The sequence below is a fragment of the Hominilimicola fabiformis genome (genome assembly GCF_020687385.1).
Classification (GTDB): Bacteria; Bacillota; Clostridia; order UBA1381; family UBA1381; genus Hominilimicola; species Hominilimicola fabiformis.
The window spans coordinates 262089-278468 of sequence record NZ_JAJEQM010000001.1; the positions used below are offsets into that span (position 1 = coordinate 262089).

Here is a 16380-nt window from a genome sequence, read left to right on the forward strand (position 1 = left end):
TTATTTTTTTACGTCTTTCATTTCAAATACGTTAATTTTCGGTGCTTTGTATGACTCAATGTAGTCAAGTGTTTCATCCACGTCATCGAAAACTTTGTAAAGAAGTTTACAGCCCGCTCTCAAAAACTTTTCCTTGACCGCAACTTCAAGCATATCAATCATTGCGTTGTAATATCCGTTTACGTTAAGTATGGCGATAGCTTTGTTATGTCTTTCAAGCTGTTTTAGAGTAAACACTTCAAAAAATTCCTCAAAAGTGCCTATTCCGCCGGGAACAATAACAAAAGCGTCCGCTCTTTCTTCCATTATACGTTTTCTTTCACGCATTGTGTCCGTTCTGATAAGTTCCGTACAGTCTTGGAAAATACGGCCGTCAACACCCATATCTTCATCATCAAAGAAATTCGGTACGACACCGACAATTTCGCCTTTCTTTTCATAAACACCGCGTGCAACCGCACCCATAAGTCCGGATGCACCTGCACCGTAAACAAGTCCGTGACCTCTGTCAGCAATTTTACGTCCGAGTTCTTCGACTTGGCTGACATAAGATTTATCTATTGTGCTGCTTGACGCTCCGAATACACAAATTTTCATAATACATACCCCTTTCTGCTTGTTATTTTTGAGAAAAACTGTTGTAGAAAACAGTTTCGTTTAAATCTTTTCTGCTTGAATGAGCCGCCGAAGGCTCTGCGTCGTCTGACGGATAACCTGTCGGTAAAAATGCAACGGGAACATAATTTTCAGGCAAATTGAATTGCTCTTTTACGTCCTTCGGATTAAATGAGCCTACCCAAGTCGTTCCGAGCCCTATGCTTTTTGCCGCCAACATCATATGCGTTGCAACGATAGCCGCGTCGATTTCGCCCTCGTCATGTCCGTCATTTCCGCGCGTCCAAGATGTTTCTTTGTCGTAACATACAAGGAAATTAAGCGGCGGATTAAATGCAAATTTCGTGCATTTGCTCACCTTTTCAAGTTCTTTTTCGTCGGTAAGTACAAGTATTCTCTGTGGCTGAAAATTTACGGCGGTAGGCGCTGCCTGCATTGCCGCAAGAATATAATCTATCTTTTCTTTCTCTACTTTTTTATCAGAAAATTTTCTGAGCGAAAATCTGTTTTTTGCCAATTCTAAAAAATCCATTTTTAATCACTCCTCATCGTATTCTTTCCTTATTATTGTTATTTTATCATAAATATTATTGTTTGTAAATAAATTAAATTTTAATAATAATTGAATTTTTTATAAGTGTGTGTTATAATATATGCAAATGAGAAAAAGGAGGTTTTCCGATGTATACCGTTGATTTACACAATCACACAAAATTCAGCTATGACGGCTCGAACACACCCGAAGAAATAATTGAAAATGCAATCAGACACGGTGTTGACGTTATCGGTATAACCGACCATCAATTCTCAATCGGTGAAAATCTTCCTATATATTATGAATATATTCAGCATTGTAAAATAAAATATGCCGATCAAATAAAAGTTCTTTGCGGTCTTGAAATCGGTACACGTCCGACACCGCCGGAATCGCTTCCGCGTGCAACGGAAAATTTTGATTATGTACTTTTTGAATGCCTCGACGATACAAGGGCAATAGATTTTTATGAATTTTTGGAATGGCGAAAGCTGTTTAAATGCAAAGCAGGTCTTGCACATACCGATATTTTCAAACTCGGTGAAAGATACGGACTTGATATAATAAAAATTTTACGTGACAACGATATTTTTTGGGAACTGAATACTTCGGGAAATTACATATACTATTATGATTTTCTTACCAACGAAAAGAAACAACAGATAATCAAAGAAAGCGGAATTCCCGTAAGCGTCGGTTCTGATACGCATTACATTGCGGAATATCGTAAAAAACAGATTCGCCGTGCGAATGAATTATTGCAAAAATTAAATATTCCTTTACCATAAAAATGACGATTTTTAATCGCCATTTTTTTATTGTTAAAAATAAAATCGAAAAAGTTTTAAAAATATTGCTTAAAATCGAATATTGTTATATAATATAAATAATTGTGATAAAACAGTTTTGTCTGTAATCTGAATAGGAGTGATATTTTTGAAAATAAAAAGTGTTTCAAAAAAATCCGTCATACTTATGGAGTTTGACTGGGTTTTGTTTATAGCGACAATCTGTTTGTCGGTGTTTGGAATAGTGATGATTTATTCGGCTACGCGAACATTGCAGTCGAATACGAATGTAATAGTGCAGTCTGGTGCAATGGTTTTGGGTTGTGCGGCAATGCTTGTAACGTGTTTTTTCGATTACGAACAGCTTAAAAATCTCGTCAAACCGATTTATATATTCGCCGTCGCGATACTGCTTTTGGTATTGGTGTTTGGTGTCAGTGGCGACTGGGGTGCGAGGAGCTGGATTAGATTCGGTGCAATCGGTATTCAGCCTTCGGAAATCGCAAAAATTTGCTTTATAGTAACTTTTTCGTGTCACTTATCAAAAGTGCATGACGATATAAATAAACCGCTTACGATTTTAGGATTGTTACTTCATATCGGTGTGCTTGTAGGTTTGATTTTGTTACAGCCTGATATGGGCAGTGTGTTGGTATTTTTGTTTATGTTTATATGTCTTATGTTTGTTGCAAAACTTTCATATAAATATATATTGCCGATTGGTGTGGCAGGTGTCGCGTCATTGCCTTTTATATATAAGTATGTACTTTCGGAATATCAGCAGAAACGTATTCAGGTGTTTTTAAATCCAAACCTTGACCCAAGGGGAAGAGGCTATAACGTAATTCAATCTAAAATTGCGGTCGGTTCAGGTCAGCTTTGGGGTAAAGGATATTTGCAGGGAACGCAAAACCAAATGGGTTATTTGCCTACTAAATATACCGACTTTATATTCAGTGTAATAAGTGAGGAATTTGGTTTTATCGGTGCATTGCTTGTTACGGCGGTGCTGTTCTTCATAATTTATAAATGCTTTAAAACCGCTCAAAAAGCCGATAATGCTTTCGGAAGATATATTTGTGTCGGTGTCGGTGCAATGATGTTGTTCCACGCATTTGAAAATATCGGTATGTGTATCGGACTTATGCCTGTTACGGGTATTCCGTTGCCGTTTGTAAGCTACGGCGGTACATCACTTGTTGTGAATATGATTGCAATAGGACTGGTGCTTAGTGTGTCGTATCACAATAAACCGCGAAGTGTGTTTGACGTATATTGATAATTAAGGCTGTCGACAAATTGTCGGCAGTCTTTTTTGTTTACTCACAAACTATCGTCGATTGAATATTATATAGTAAGGAGGCAAGAATTTCTCGCTTGCCTTTTTAAAATATTTGAGGGGAGTGAAATTTATGTATATATTGGTTGGATCGGTCACTACTGCGACAAGACTTAAAAAAGTTGCAGAAAAAATTATCGGTTTTCCGGCATATGTTGTGCATACGCCGTCCGCTTTAAATCAAGGTGGCTGTTCCTATTCCGTGCGTGTTGATGACCGTGCACTTAATGAAATCAGAAAGATAGCCGGCGATAATGAAATTCCGATTAGACGGATTTATATAGAAAGAACAGTAAACGGGGAGCGTGTTTATGATGTTGTATCTTGATAACGCGGCAACGACTTTGAAAAAGCCTTTGTCGGTGTATGCGACGCTTTTTAAGAGTACCTTGTTTTCGGGCGGAAACGCGGGACGGGGAGGGCATAAGATGAGTATGGACGCAGTGCGTGCTATTGTAGATACACAAGATTTGATTGCACAGCTTTTTAATATAAAAAAAGCCGAAAATGTTGTTTTTACGCAAAATGCGACGTACGCTCTGAACACTGCCATTCTCGGCACAATGTCAAACGGAGGACATATTGTCGTTACGGAGATGGATCATAACAGCGTTTTAAGACCTGCTTGTTTGTCGGGGAATTACACCGTTGTAAGAGCGGATAAGAGCGGATATGTACACGCGGAAGATGTTGAAAAGGCTGTGAGGAAGGATACAAAGCTGATTGTTTGTACCCACGCGTCAAACGTGTGCGGAACAATTCAGCCGGTGTATGCAATAGGAAGAATAGCGAAAAAGCATAAAATACCGTTTTTAATGGACGTTGCACAAACGGCAGGGAGCATAAAGATTGATGCGGAAAAAATGAATGCGGATATGATAGCTTTTTCCGGACATAAAGGTCTTATGGGACCGCTTGGAACAGGCGGATTGTATGTGAAAAGTCCGGAAGAACTTGCACCGCTTGTGACGGGCGGAACGGGAAGTAATTCGGAGAGCGTTTCACAGCCGGAATTTATGCCCGATAAGTTTCACAGCGGTACGATGAATACACCTGCAATTAAGGCTTTGGGGGCAGGGGTTAAGTATGTTATGAAATACGGCGTTGATGTAATCGGTAAGCATGAAAAAATGCTTTCCGAAAAATTTAAAGAAAATTTGATGAATATGGATAATGTTACGATATACGGGAATGATAACAGTGTTGCGACTGTCGCGTTTAATGTGGCAAATCTCGGAAGTGAAGAAGTTTTTGAAATGCTTAAGGGCAAAGCGGCGGTAAGAGCGGGTTATCATTGTGCACCGCTCGCACACAGAGCGATAGGTACATCGGATAGGGGAGCGGTCAGAGCGTCGTTCGGAGTTTTTAATTCAAAAAATGATGTGGCGAAAATGACTGATTATGTGTATAAAATCAGTAAAAATGTGTCGGGATAGAGAAATCTGTCCCGGTACATAAAAATGACAAATTTTTTTGAAAAAAGTATTGACAAATGCTTTTTGGTCTGTTATAATTAATCAAGTCAGTTGGTGAGTAGAGAACTCACTGAAAGACAGATTGAATTATGCGGGTGTAGTTCAATGGTAGAATTCCAGCCTTCCAAGCTGGTCGCGTGGGTTCGATTCCCATCACCCGCTCCAATATATGTGTCTGTAGCTCAGTTGGATAGAGCAATTGCCTTCTAAGCAATGGGCCGGGGGTTCGAATCCCTCCAGACACGCCAATTTCTTTTTGGAATTCAAAAAGAGTTTAGTGTGCGTAGATAACTACCGCCATCATATGGTGGGTATAGTTCAGCTGGTTAGAGCGTCAGTTTGTGGCACTGAATGTCGTGGGTTCGAATCCCACTACCCACCCCATTTTAATTTTAATATACAGGGATATAGCCAAGTCGGTAAGGCACCAGATTTTGATTCTGGCATGCGTAGGTTCGAGTCCTGCTATCCCTGCCAGGGCCATTAGCTCAGTCGGCAGAGCACTTGACTTTTAATCAAGTTGTCCGGGGTTCGAATCTCCGATGGCTCACCAAGTGAAACCGCTTAAACGTATGTTTAAGCGGTTTTTTACTGCTTATTATATTTTGAGGCTGTATATTACATGTATATTACCGCTATATTTTGTTTATGGCTCGAATGGATTCGCTTGTGAAAATGTTGTAATTTGTGTTGGAGTGATGATGTTGATGCGATATGATTGAAATAGTTTGTGTAACAGTGAATCACTCTTATCAAACCTTGAATGTTTTTCGGAAAAAGTGTTGGAAAACAAAAAATATAAATAAAAAAGTGTTGAAAACCTTAGGTTTTCAACACTTTTTTATTTGGCAGGGGTACAAGGACTCGAACCTTGGGCACGCGGTTTTGGAGACCGCTGCTCTACCAACTGAGCTACACCCCTATCAGTAAACTGCCTTATTATTCTACTACACAATCGACTATATGTCAATAGTTTTTTATGAATTTACTTTAAATATTTCAAAAATAATCACATTATGTCGATTTGCAATTCTGAAATTATATCAAAACACCGTTACAGTGGTCGATTTCGTGTTGGACGATTTGAGCTGTCCAGCCTTCAAAAGTTTTTGTTCTTATTTTAAAATCAAGTGTCTGATACTGCACGCGTATTTTCTTATACCTTTTAATTTTACGAGGGCCGCCGAGCAGGGAAAGACAACTTTCTTCCGTTTCGTATGGGTCAGACCTTTTAATTATTTCGGGATTTAGCATTATCATATATTTTCCGTCATTATCAAAGCATATAATGCTTTTATTTACGCCTATCATATTTGCCGCCATACCTACGCATACTTCTTTATGTGCGGTTAAGGTTTCAAGCAAGTCTTGGGCGGTTTGTAAATCGGCGGCTGTTGCCGGTTCTGATTTTAATGTCAAAAATATTGGGTCATGTACAAGTTCTTTAATCATTTTAAAACCTCACAATAATATTGATTACATTTGAATTATAACACAATAGTAATATAAGTCAAGTGTAGGGTAATTTTATTTTTACAGTGAAATATATTGACAAAATAATACAATATAGGATAAAATATTTATGAAATAAATAAAATTGGTGATGAAGAAAATTATGAAATTAAATATAGCGATTTGCGATGACAACAAATTAGTATTGGAAAATGAGAAAGCGCTAATTGAAGAAACGTTGAAAGAGATGGGAATACCGTACAAGATGGACAAGTATCAAAATCCCGAAAATCTTATTAAAAATGCTTGGCAATACGATTTAGTATTTTTAGATGTGGAAATGGATGAAGTCAACGGAATTGTGGCGGCGGAAAGTATTCACAATATCAACAAGGAATGTTTGCTGTTTTTCGTAACCAACCACGAGGTTTATATGGACTATGCTATGAACGAGTATGCATTCAGATTTTGGGTAAAGCCTATGTCGAAAGAAAAACTGAAATTTGGGTTAGAGTCGGCGTTGAAACGGTTGGAGAACAACAACAAATGCATAGAATTCAACACCGACAGAAATGTTGTGAATATACCGATAAATAAAATTATTTTTATATGTGCCGAGAACAAAAAAACGACTATTGTTACGGTAGATGAACAATTTGTGGTAGACAGACCGTATAAAGCGGTCAAAGATATGATAAATTCATATTTCTTCTACGAGTCACACGCAAGTTACTATGTGAACTTAAATTATGTGAAAGCATATTCGCCGTCACACGTAAAATGCGGAATAGGAAATCATGAATATGAAATTCATATGTCGCGAAGAAAATATACGAAATTTAATAAATATTTTATAGATTGGATGGGTGAACAAAAATGAGAATAGATGCAGGATTGATAATTGGTGTTGCACTGGAATTTATAATAATGTTGTATTTTGCAAATTCGACGTTACAACCGAAAAAGAATTATTATATAAGCTCTGCGATGTGCTTTGTGGGGTATTTGATTGTATTTGCTTTTTCGCTGTTTAATCAATTATTTGTTAATGTGGGTGTTTTTATAGTAATTAATTTGCTGATTTTTAATTTGGGTTATAGAATAAATTTTAAAACCTCAATATTTCAAACAATAATGTTGTTGGTGTTTATGTTTTTGGGTGAAATAATAGTAGCGTTTACTATGAAAATGGGATTAGACAAGAAAAGCTTTTTAGAAGTCACGCCTCAACAGTCAATGATTATAACGGTGGCGGGAAAATTGATATACTTTTTATCGGTGTTTTTTATGAAAAGAGTAGACAGAAAAAAGGTGATTTCTTCAGAAAAATCTTCTCTGTTGTTAGCGGTAGTTCCTATAATGACTTTTGTGTGTTTAATTATGGTTTATCCGCTGAATATTGACAAGCGTATATTTTCTTCGGTTTGTATTATCGCAATAACCTTAAATGTTGTTACTTTTTCGATAAACGAATTTATGCTTGCAAAAAACAGAAGAATAAGAATACTTGAAGATGAAAATTATAAAAACTGTATTGAATTAGAAGAATACAAGACGTTAAATGAAAAATATGAACACAGCAGAATAATGAATCATGATTTTAGAGAACATCTAAATGTTTTGAAAACTTTAATTTCAGAAGATATTCAAAAAGCACAAGAATATGTAGGAAAGATTGAAAAAGAGTGTGAGGATTCAAAAATAGAAAAATACAGTGACAACAATATTCTTAATATATTACTTATTCGCAAGAAAAAAGAGTGTGAAGAAAACGGAATTAAGTTAAACATAACCTCAACTAACCCGAAACTTGATTTTATAGACGGAATGGACACGGTTGCTATATTTTCTAATTTGATTAACAATGCAATAGAGGCTTGCTCAGACTCGGCAAGAAAAGATATTTTTATTGATTTATATACAGTTAATAACGCATTTAGTGTTATTAAAGTTGAAAATTATGCTGATAAAGAGCCGATAGTTGTAGAAGGTATGTTGAGAAGTGGGAAAGATGACGGTAATTCTCACGGAATCGGTATTAAGAGTATAAATAATTCATTAAGCAAATATGACGGTAAAATGAGTTGGTCGTATGACAAAGCTAAAGGTATGTTTAGAACCGTTATTTCTATAAATAATTCACAAATTAACATTTAAAATTTATATTGACATTGTTGACATTTAATGTTATAATGTGATTGTAGGAATATAGGTAAACGTAAAGATAAGAAAGGATGTTTTATTATGAAAAAGTTCCTAAACAAAGTAGTTCCAACACTAATTAAAATTGTGCCTGTTTGCTCAGCATTGATGCTTGTAATTAACAGTAATTCAACATCAACAATTTGGAATGGACAGCCGGAAGCACCAAAAGGACTTAAGAAGTATCGTAAGTTCTAATTATGTTTCGTAAATTTTCGGAATGGGCTGTGGCATATGCCATTAGGTTAGGTTACATACCTAAGGAAGAACAGGAAGAATATACTTACGGACTTGACCTTGTAATGAGTGTTATTGTCAGTGATTTGACAATGCTTATAATAGGTATAATAATGAAAATGATACCGCAAGTTATCGTTTTCGGATTTATGTACAAGTTTATTCGTAAATATGTGGGCGGATACCATTGTGAATCATCTTTGACGTGTTTAATGTCGTCAAGTACGATGTGCATATGCGTTCTGCTTGCTATTAAATATCTTCCGTATAACCTTGGCGTATACATAGTCGCAACCGTTTTATCTATTGGGGTACTCTTTGCAATTTCGCCAATCGAGGCGATAAACAAACCTTTGGAAGAAATCGAAGTTAAGGTTTTCGGAAAAAGGGCGAGAATTGTACTTTGTATTACACTTGTAATATTTGGTGTGATTTGCGCGTTCGGTTTGACGGAAATGGTAAAAACAATGGCAATAAGCGTCGTTGATATTTTACTTTTTGCGGTTATGGGTAAGATAAAATTGTTGAACTACAAAAGGAAAAAAATTGAACAGAATTAACTCGAAAAATGTGATATTTTTACAAATATCACATTTTTTTGCTACCAAGTTTCCGGATTAAGCTACCACTTAGTCGTAAACTGTTTACTTTTTTTTATTTTTGAGATAATATTACTACATCAGATTCATTAAAATTTTATATATTTCAATCGAAAAAACATCGGTTTTTGCATTTCTCCAAAGCAAACGATGTTTTTTTATTTTTACAGGGATATGTTGGAATAACTCGATTAATTTATTTTAGAATGGATTGACGGTAAAATGACTGTGTGATATAATTTTAGTAGTTTATGAGATTAGAGGAGAAATGAAAATGAGTTATATAAGAAATGTTGAATTATCCGACGCGGAAGTGTTGGTTGAAATATACCGTCCGTATGTCGAAAATACAACAATATCGTTTGAATATGAAACTCCGTCTGTAGACGAGTTTAGAAGTCGTATTGAAAATATTTCAAAAAAGTATCCTTACATTGTTATGGTTGAGGACGATGAAATTGTCGGTTATGCATATGCGGGAACGTTCAAAGGACGTAAGGCGTATGACTGGAGCGTTGAAACGACTATATATGTAAGAGAGGACAAAAAAGGTGGCGGATACGGCAAGAAGTTGTATCTTGAACTTGAAGAAAGATTGAAAAAACAAAACATTCTTAATATGTATGCTTGTATTGCGTATACGGACAATGAAGATGGGCATTTGACAAACAACAGTATGCAGTTCCACGAGCATATGGGTTTCAGACTTATCGGCACATTCAAAAAGTGCGGTTACAAGTTCGACAAGTGGTACGATATGATTTGGATGGAGAAATTTATCGGCGAACATAAGGTTAATCCCGACGCGGTGACAAAACCTGAAATTTAGTTTACAATTTTCGATATGTGTGATAGACTATAGGAACAGTGCATAAAATAGTACATAAGGAGGTTTACATATGGCGAATAAAGTAGAAGATTTAGTCAATGTGATTTTAGACAGCTACAATGAATGTGACATTACAGCGAGAATTGACGAAGAGAATATGCTTAACAAGGATATTCTTATAGAAATTATAGATGAAATAAGAAAAGTGCTTTTTCCGGGCTTTTTTGACAACAACAAGGTCAGAAGTGAATACTTAAAGTTTCTTGTCGGTGAAAGACTGGAATTTATACAGTATCATTTGAAGAAACAGGTATCAAACGCGTTTGCAAATCAAGATGTATGCAGAGAGTGCAGTAAGGCACAGGCAGAGGAAAAAGCGGAAGAAGTTGTTTTTGAATTTTTAAAGAGAATACCGAAAATAAGAGAATACTTAAATACAGACATTCAAGCTGCGTATGACGGTGACCCTGCGGCATACAGCACAGATGAAATAATTTTCTGTTATCCGGGAGTGTTTGCAATCACTGTTTACAGAATTGCTCACGAATTGTGGCTTTTGGGCGTGCCTATGATTCCGAGAATAATGACGGAATATGCTCACAGCACAACAGGTATAGATATTCACCCGGGTGCGACTGTCGGCAAATATTTCTTTATAGACCACGGTACAGGTATTGTTATAGGTGAAACTACCGAAATCGGCGATAATGTAAAAATATATCAAGGCGTTACTTTAGGTGCACTTTCGACAAGAAAAGGTCAGCAGTTAAAGGGTGTTAAACGTCATCCGACTATCAGTGACAACGTTACGATATATTCGGGTACGACTATTCTTGGCGGTGAAACGGTTGTCGGTAAGGGTACGACTATCGGCGGTAATGCGTTTATCGTTAATTCCGTTTCGGAGGGTATGAAAGTCAGCGTGAAAAATCCCGAACTTGAGTACAGTGTCGGAAATGCGTCTATGAAGGACGGTTATTGGGATTGGTGTATATAAAAAATTTGCGAGCCTGTCGACAGCTCCAAAAATCACATCTTGCGATGTAATTTTTGAGTATTTTCAAAGAAAAAATCATAAAGTTCCTCCGAAGTCGAAACTTTAGATTTTAAGTCATTTCTGCCGCACATGTCGCCAGAAATGATTTTTAATGAGGCTGCACCTCAAACTTCCCCAAGAATACAGTAGACAAAACCATAACGGTTTTGTCAGCAATCTGAACATATACAATATGATTTTTGATAATATTTCAGAGGTAAATATCCGCATAAAATCGAAGAATTTTAGCGGATATTTATTTTTTATAAAAAATTTTTCAAAAAGGTATTGACAAATCGGAAAAATGTGCTATAATACAAATCATAGTAATTCCATAGGAAAAGAGAAGAAAGGAAAATGCGATATGATAACACAAAATCTAAAGTATGTACAGAACGGACGAATGTGTTGCTGTTGCTGTAACTAATTTAATAAGAAAGAACAATACACATAAATATAAAAATTGAGAAAGAAAGAGGTACAAAATTATGTCAAATAAGAATTGGAGATTTGAAACAAAGCAATTACACGTTGGTCAGGAACAAGCAGATCCTGTTACAGATTCAAGAGCTGTTCCGATTTATGCATCAACATCATTCGTATTCCACAACTCACAGCACGCAGCTGACCGTTTCGGTTTGAGAGATGCAGGTAACATCTACGGCAGACTTACAAACCCTACAGAAGATATTTTTGAACAGAGAATAGCAGCCCTTGAAGGCGGTGTTGCAGCATTGGCAGTTGCATCGGGTGCGGCAGCTCTTGCTTATACATTCCAAACACTTGCTAAGCAAGGCGATCACATCGTAGCCGCAAAGACAATTTACGGCGGAACATACAACTATCTTGAACATACATTCCCTGAATTCGGTGTTACAACAACATTCGTTGACCCTGAAGTTGACGGTGCATTTGAAGCAGCTATTCAGGATAACACAAAGGCAATCTTCATTGAAACACTTGGTAACCCAAATTCAAACCTAATTGATATTGAAGAAATTGCAAAGATTGCTCACGCACATAACATTCCGCTTGTAGTTGACTCAACATTCGCTACACCTTATCTTGTAAGACCAATCGAATACGGTGCAGACATCGTTGTTCACAGTGCAACTAAGTTTATCGGCGGTCACGGTACTGCAATCGGTGGTGTAATCGTTGACAGCGGTAACTTTGACTGGGCTAAGTCGGGTAAGTTCCCTCACCTTGTAGAGCCTAACGCATCATATCACGGTATCAGCTTTGCAAATGATGTAGGAGCTGCCGCATTCGTAACATATATCAGAGCTATCCTGCTTCGTGACACAGGTGCTACACTTTCACCGTTCCACGCATTCATCTTCTTACAGGGTCTTGAAACTTTGTCACTAAGAGTTGAACGTCACGTTGAAAACGCTCTAAAGATTGTTGATTACCTAAACAAGCATCCAAAGGTAGAGGCTGTTCATCATCCGTCACTACCTACAGAGCCAAGCCACGAACTATACAAGAAGTATCTTCCAAACGGCGGCGGAAGTATCTTTACATTTGAAATCAAGGGCGGAGTTGAAGAGGCTCACAAGTTTATCGATAACCTTGAAATTTTCTCGCTTCTTGCAAATGTTGCAGACTCTAAGTCACTTGTAATTCACCCGGCTACAACTACTCATTCACAGTGCAATGAACAGGAACTTGCAGAACAGGGTATTAAGCCAAATACAATAAGACTATCAATCGGTACAGAAAATATTGATGACCTTATTGCAGCTCTTGACGACGCATTCAACGCCGTTGACTAATTTTAAGTAAATTGTGTTAAAAGTCAGAAAGAAGGAATTAAAATGTCAAAGATATATCAGAAAATTACAGATCTTATCGGTGGTACACCGCTATTGGAACTTGCAAACTATGAAAAGAAGAATAACCTTGAAGCAACCGTTCTTGGTAAGCTTGAATACTTTAACCCTGCCGGTTCGGTAAAAGACAGAATCGCAAAGGCAATGGTTGATGAGGCTGAACAAGAGGGTAAGTTAAAGGAAGGTTCTGTTATCATCGAGCCAACATCAGGTAATACAGGTATCGGTCTTGCGTCGGTTGCAGCCGCAAGAGGTTATAAAATTATAATCACAATGCCTGAAACAATGAGTATTGAAAGACGTAATCTATTAAAAGCATACGGTGCCGAACTTGTTTTGACAGACGGTGCAAAGGGTATGAAGGGTGCTATCGAAAAGGCTAAGGAACTTGCTGAAACAACAGAAAACAGCTTTATCCCAAGCCAGTTCACAAACCCTGCAAACCCTGCTTATCACAGAGCAACAACAGGTCCTGAAATCTGGGCAGATACAGACGGTAAAGTTGATATATTTGTTGCCGGCGTAGGTACAGGCGGTACAGTTACCGGTGTAGGACAGTATCTAAAGTCACAAAACCCTGACGTTAAGGTTGTTGCAGTTGAGCCTGCAGGCTCACCGGTATTGTCACAAGGCAAAGCAGGTGCACACAAAATTCAAGGTATCGGTGCAGGTTTCGTTCCTGAAACTCTTGATACAAAGGTTTATGACGAAATCATTACTGTTGAAAATGAGGACGCATTCAAGACCGGCAGAGATATTGCCCGCAGTGAAGGTGTACTTGTGGGTATTTCATCAGGTGCGGCTGTTTGGGCGGCTACAGAGCTTGCCAAACGCCCTGAAAACAAGGGTAAGACAATCGTAGCTCTTTTGCCTGATACAGGTGAAAGATACTTGTCAACTCCTATGTTCGCTGAATAATTCAGTATTTAAAATTTGTTCACTATACCAAAGATGGCATTTATATGCCATCTTTTTTGTGTACGGTTTTTCGGACATTGTAGTTGTTATAATGTAATCATAATAAAGCTAAATTGTCGCTAAATTGTCAAAGTGAAGTTTGGGTTTTGAGGGTAAAAAAACGAGAAATTTCCTAAAATCACCTTGACAAAAACGGAGGTAAATATTATGGTTATAGTGGGAACAATACTTATAAGTGTAGGAGCGTCAATACTTTTTGTATTAAAGGTTAATTCGGTAAAGGATATATAAGTTTTGGCGTTGTCTGCATATTGTGTGAGGAGATGAGAATATGCAGATAAATGAACTTGTGACATTTGCGGCGGATGTCGGCAGAGGTCTGCTTGAAAGCGGTGCGGAAACGAGTCGTGTCGAAGATACGGTTGAGAGGATAATACGGCACTTTTATGACGGTAAAAGTGAGGTTTTGGTCGTAATGACAGGACTGTTTGTCACTGTCGGCGATGTTACAAAAACGGTCAGAGTTCGCAGACGGACTATAAACCTTGATAAAGTATCGAAAATTAATATGATGTCACGAGATATTGCTGATGATAAAATCGACTTTGAAGAAGCTTTAAAACGCTTTGAATATGTAATGGCACAGAAACCTTATCCGTTATGGGTTAAAACTGTTGCGGTAGCGTTTTGCTGCGGATTTTTTACGTTGTTGTTTGGCGGTAATGCGTTTGACGGACTTAATTCGTTTGTGGTCGGTGCGGTTATCAATGTTTTTATATGGTTTTTGAGAAAACATCACACGGCGGAGTTTATTATAACATTTTCGGGCGGAGTTGTTATTGCGTTGCTGATATTACTCTTTTATGCAATAGGTTTGGGAAAAAATATTAATCCTATGATAACGGGAGCTATTATGCCGCTTGTACCCGGTTTGGCAATAACTAATGCAATTCGTGATATTATTGCCGGAGATTACCTTTCGGGCGGTGCGAGATTGTTTGATGCGATAGTCGTGGCGATTGCACTTGCCACAGGTGCGGGCAGTGTTATGTACATTTTCGGTCATATGACGGGAGGTGTTATGGGATGATTTTTCTTGAAATGTTTGTCGCTTTTGCGGCGACAATGGCTTTTGCAGTGATATTTAACGTGAGCCGAAGTGAATTGATATTTTGCGGAATCGCAGGTTTAGTCGCAGAGGGGGTGTATTTGTTTACACTTAGAATAAGCGACGAAACGGCACTTGCTATATTTGTTGCGTCGATTGCCGTGACGGTATTTTCACGAATTTTGGCGAACGTAAGACGTATGCCCGTTACGGTTTATTTGATTTCGGGAATAATATCGCTTGTACCCGGTGCGGGTATGTATAACACTGTTTATAACATAATATCGTCGGACTATATGAAAGCAATGTACACAGGCGTTGATACAATAAAAGTTGCCGTAGCGATTGCGGTGGGGATTGTACTTGTGTTTGCATTGCCGAATAAAATGTTTTTCAAGAGAAAATAATGCCAATTTAGATTTTTTCTCTGAAAATACTCAAAAAATACATTGCAAGATGTGATTTTATGAGCTATCGACAAAATATCGACAGCTCATATACTTTGGCTTGACAGAAACGATGTTGTATAGTACAATAGGCAAGATAGAAGTAAAAATTATACACCGCATTTTTACGGTGCAGGAGGAAAGGATTTTACGATAGTAATGAAAAAGATAATTGCCGTTATGGCGGTGCTTATAACGCTTTTTTCAATGGGTAATGTGTCGGCAAGTGCGGCGGCAAAGGTTGCGGCACTGATGTATCACAGTGTGACAACTGATTCGTCACGTTGGAATGATTATACAATATCACCCGAGCAGCTTGATGCGGATATACAATACTTTAAAAGCTGCGGATATATACCGATGACCGCGACAGAACTCGCAACGGCGAATATGGCTGATATTGACAACAGAAAAATATTGCTTTTGACATTTGATGACGGATACTCAAACTTCTATACGGAGGTATTTCCGATATTAAAGAAAAATGACGCAAAGGCTACAATGTTTTTGATTGGCTCATACATAGACCGTTACGGTTATTTGACGTCTGATGAAACATATGAAATGGCGAACAGCGGACTTGTCGAAATAGGCAATCACACAAACGGTATTCACAGTATGCCTAAGGAACAGTTAAAGGCGATTTACAACAATACAAACGCTTACGGCGATATACTCGATGATATTCAGAGTAACGGAGAAATTTTGAAAGAAGTTACCGGAAAAGATGTGACAAGTATTTCGTGGCCGTACGGATATTATACGACAACACTCGATAATGCGGTTAAAAGTCAGCTTGGTTATAAGATTTCATTCAGTACGGTGTACGGTGTGAATTTCTTTACCGGCAATACATACAGTCCGTTAAAACGTATGAACAGAGAATACTCTGCCGGAACTCAACAGGTGTTTGACAGGGCAAACGGTAAATTTTATTAATCATCAGCGGTACGGTGAAAAGTACCG

18 protein-coding genes and 6 tRNA genes are annotated in these 16380 nt (G+C 37.6%); 20 read left to right on the top strand and 4 right to left on the bottom strand.

Annotated elements, in window-relative coordinates; all coding sequences use genetic code 11:
* Both LKE05_RS01275 and LKE05_RS01280 read right to left on the bottom strand, forming a co-directional pair.
* The gene (locus tag LKE05_RS01275; RefSeq protein ID WP_117966155.1) at positions 1–597 is read right to left on the bottom strand and encodes an LOG family protein; all 597 of its coding nucleotides are present in this window, start codon (positions 595–597) and stop codon (positions 1–3) included.
* Between the two features lie 22 nt (positions 598–619).
* On the bottom strand, positions 620–1147 hold the full coding sequence (locus LKE05_RS01280; protein WP_022229727.1) for a nitroreductase family protein: 528 nt from the start codon (positions 1145–1147) through the stop codon (positions 620–622).
* 149 nt (positions 1148–1296) lie between these two features.
* On the opposite strand from LKE05_RS01280, the gene LKE05_RS01285 reads away from it, so the two are divergent.
* From LKE05_RS01285 to LKE05_RS01325, 9 genes are all read left to right on the top strand, one after another.
* A complete protein-coding gene (locus LKE05_RS01285; protein ID WP_308455685.1) occupies positions 1297–1938 on the top strand; it encodes a PHP domain-containing protein in 642 nt (213 codons plus the stop codon).
* A gap of 148 nt (positions 1939–2086) precedes the next feature.
* Positions 2087–3217, top strand: a complete 1131-nt coding sequence (gene rodA, locus LKE05_RS01290) for a rod shape-determining protein RodA (RefSeq protein WP_308455686.1) — start codon at positions 2087–2089, stop codon at positions 3215–3217.
* Between the two features lie 133 nt (positions 3218–3350).
* The gene (locus LKE05_RS01295; protein ID WP_308455687.1) at positions 3351–3605 is read left to right on the top strand and encodes a putative Se/S carrier-like protein; all 255 of its coding nucleotides are present in this window, start codon (positions 3351–3353) and stop codon (positions 3603–3605) included.
* Positions 3589–4713 (top strand): aminotransferase class V-fold PLP-dependent enzyme, encoded by a 1125-nt coding sequence (locus LKE05_RS01300; protein WP_308455688.1) that lies wholly within the window; start codon positions 3589–3591, stop codon positions 4711–4713. Before LKE05_RS01295 ends, LKE05_RS01300 begins: the two co-directional genes overlap by 17 nt.
* A gap of 130 nt (positions 4714–4843) precedes the next feature.
* Positions 4844–4917 (top strand) — tRNA-Gly (locus tag LKE05_RS01305).
* A 6-nt stretch (positions 4918–4923) separates the two neighbouring features.
* Positions 4924–5000: transfer RNA gene (locus LKE05_RS01310), tRNA-Arg, on the top strand.
* 59 nt (positions 5001–5059) lie between these two features.
* A tRNA-His gene (locus LKE05_RS01315) sits at positions 5060–5136 on the top strand.
* A 17-nt stretch (positions 5137–5153) separates the two neighbouring features.
* A tRNA-Gln gene (locus LKE05_RS01320) sits at positions 5154–5229 on the top strand.
* Positions 5230–5305 (top strand) — tRNA-Lys (locus tag LKE05_RS01325).
* A 293-nt stretch (positions 5306–5598) separates the two neighbouring features.
* On the opposite strand, the gene LKE05_RS01330 is transcribed toward LKE05_RS01325, so the two are convergent.
* Both LKE05_RS01330 and LKE05_RS01335 read right to left on the bottom strand, forming a co-directional pair.
* Positions 5599–5674 (bottom strand) — tRNA-Trp (locus LKE05_RS01330).
* Positions 5675–5790: 116 nt separating this feature from the next.
* Entirely contained in the window at positions 5791–6204 is a 414-nt protein-coding gene (locus LKE05_RS01335) for a peptide deformylase (RefSeq protein ID WP_022229732.1), read from the bottom strand.
* 163 nt (positions 6205–6367) lie between these two features.
* Here LKE05_RS01335 and LKE05_RS01340 point away from each other — a divergent pair, with 163 nt between their 5' ends.
* The 11 genes from LKE05_RS01340 (at position 6368) to LKE05_RS01390 (ending at position 16353) form a co-directional block, all read left to right on the top strand.
* Positions 6368–7084 carry a LytR/AlgR family response regulator transcription factor gene (locus LKE05_RS01340; RefSeq protein WP_308455689.1) on the top strand — a complete coding sequence of 239 codons (717 nt, stop codon included), beginning with the start codon at positions 6368–6370 and terminating at the stop codon, positions 7082–7084.
* Between the two features lie 302 nt (positions 7085–7386).
* On the top strand, positions 7387–8361 hold the full coding sequence (locus LKE05_RS01345; protein WP_308455690.1) for a sensor histidine kinase: 975 nt from the start codon (positions 7387–7389) through the stop codon (positions 8359–8361).
* Between the two features lie 87 nt (positions 8362–8448).
* Positions 8449–8604, top strand: a complete 156-nt coding sequence (locus tag LKE05_RS01350) for an AgrD family cyclic lactone autoinducer peptide (RefSeq protein ID WP_118446488.1) — start codon at positions 8449–8451, stop codon at positions 8602–8604.
* Between the two features lie 2 nt (positions 8605–8606).
* Positions 8607–9203, top strand: coding sequence for an accessory gene regulator B family protein (locus LKE05_RS01355; protein ID WP_118446486.1), 597 nt, complete (start codon positions 8607–8609; stop codon positions 9201–9203).
* Between the two features lie 313 nt (positions 9204–9516).
* Complete coding sequence (locus LKE05_RS01360) at positions 9517–10071, top strand: GNAT family N-acetyltransferase (RefSeq protein ID WP_337869742.1); 555 nt, start codon at positions 9517–9519, stop codon at positions 10069–10071.
* 70 nt (positions 10072–10141) lie between these two features.
* The gene (gene epsC / locus LKE05_RS01365; protein ID WP_308455692.1) at positions 10142–11068 is read left to right on the top strand and encodes a serine O-acetyltransferase EpsC; all 927 of its coding nucleotides are present in this window, start codon (positions 10142–10144) and stop codon (positions 11066–11068) included.
* Positions 11069–11595: 527 nt separating this feature from the next.
* Positions 11596–12885 carry an O-acetylhomoserine aminocarboxypropyltransferase/cysteine synthase family protein gene (locus tag LKE05_RS01370; protein ID WP_022229739.1) on the top strand — a complete coding sequence of 430 codons (1290 nt, stop codon included), beginning with the start codon at positions 11596–11598 and terminating at the stop codon, positions 12883–12885.
* A 42-nt stretch (positions 12886–12927) separates the two neighbouring features.
* On the top strand, positions 12928–13860 hold the full coding sequence (cysK, locus tag LKE05_RS01375) for a cysteine synthase A (protein WP_022229740.1): 933 nt from the start codon (positions 12928–12930) through the stop codon (positions 13858–13860).
* 331 nt (positions 13861–14191) lie between these two features.
* The gene (locus tag LKE05_RS01380) at positions 14192–14950 is read left to right on the top strand and encodes a threonine/serine exporter family protein (RefSeq protein WP_308455693.1); all 759 of its coding nucleotides are present in this window, start codon (positions 14192–14194) and stop codon (positions 14948–14950) included.
* Positions 14947–15375, top strand: coding sequence for a threonine/serine exporter family protein (locus LKE05_RS01385; protein WP_308455694.1), 429 nt, complete (start codon positions 14947–14949; stop codon positions 15373–15375). Before LKE05_RS01380 ends, LKE05_RS01385 begins: the two co-directional genes overlap by 4 nt.
* A gap of 198 nt (positions 15376–15573) precedes the next feature.
* On the top strand, positions 15574–16353 hold the full coding sequence (locus tag LKE05_RS01390; protein ID WP_022229743.1) for a polysaccharide deacetylase family protein: 780 nt from the start codon (positions 15574–15576) through the stop codon (positions 16351–16353).
* Positions 16354–16380 lie beyond the last annotated feature (27 nt).

Coding starts and splice junctions, on each gene's coding strand:
- LKE05_RS01275 (WP_117966155.1), bottom strand. CDS start 597: ATGAAAATTTGTGTATTCGGAGCGTCAAGCAGCACAATAGATAAATCT.
- LKE05_RS01280 (WP_022229727.1), bottom strand. CDS start 1,147: ATGGATTTTTTAGAATTGGCAAAAAACAGATTTTCGCTCAGAAAATTT.
- LKE05_RS01285 (WP_308455685.1), top strand. CDS start 1,297: ATGTATACCGTTGATTTACACAATCACACAAAATTCAGCTATGACGGC.
- LKE05_RS01295 (WP_308455687.1), top strand. CDS start 3,351: ATGTATATATTGGTTGGATCGGTCACTACTGCGACAAGACTTAAAAAA.
- LKE05_RS01300 (WP_308455688.1), top strand. CDS start 3,589: ATGATGTTGTATCTTGATAACGCGGCAACGACTTTGAAAAAGCCTTTG.
- LKE05_RS01335 (WP_022229732.1), bottom strand. CDS start 6,204: ATGATTAAAGAACTTGTACATGACCCAATATTTTTGACATTAAAATCA.
- LKE05_RS01340 (WP_308455689.1), top strand. CDS start 6,368: ATGAAATTAAATATAGCGATTTGCGATGACAACAAATTAGTATTGGAA.
- LKE05_RS01345 (WP_308455690.1), top strand. CDS start 7,387: ATGAAAATGGGATTAGACAAGAAAAGCTTTTTAGAAGTCACGCCTCAA.
- LKE05_RS01350 (WP_118446488.1), top strand. CDS start 8,449: ATGAAAAAGTTCCTAAACAAAGTAGTTCCAACACTAATTAAAATTGTG.
- LKE05_RS01355 (WP_118446486.1), top strand. CDS start 8,607: ATGTTTCGTAAATTTTCGGAATGGGCTGTGGCATATGCCATTAGGTTA.
- LKE05_RS01360 (WP_337869742.1), top strand. CDS start 9,517: ATGAGTTATATAAGAAATGTTGAATTATCCGACGCGGAAGTGTTGGTT.
- epsC (WP_308455692.1), top strand. CDS start 10,142: ATGGCGAATAAAGTAGAAGATTTAGTCAATGTGATTTTAGACAGCTAC.
- LKE05_RS01370 (WP_022229739.1), top strand. CDS start 11,596: ATGTCAAATAAGAATTGGAGATTTGAAACAAAGCAATTACACGTTGGT.
- cysK (WP_022229740.1), top strand. CDS start 12,928: ATGTCAAAGATATATCAGAAAATTACAGATCTTATCGGTGGTACACCG.
- LKE05_RS01380 (WP_308455693.1), top strand. CDS start 14,192: ATGCAGATAAATGAACTTGTGACATTTGCGGCGGATGTCGGCAGAGGT.
- LKE05_RS01385 (WP_308455694.1), top strand. CDS start 14,947: ATGATTTTTCTTGAAATGTTTGTCGCTTTTGCGGCGACAATGGCTTTT.
- LKE05_RS01390 (WP_022229743.1), top strand. CDS start 15,574: ATGAAAAAGATAATTGCCGTTATGGCGGTGCTTATAACGCTTTTTTCA.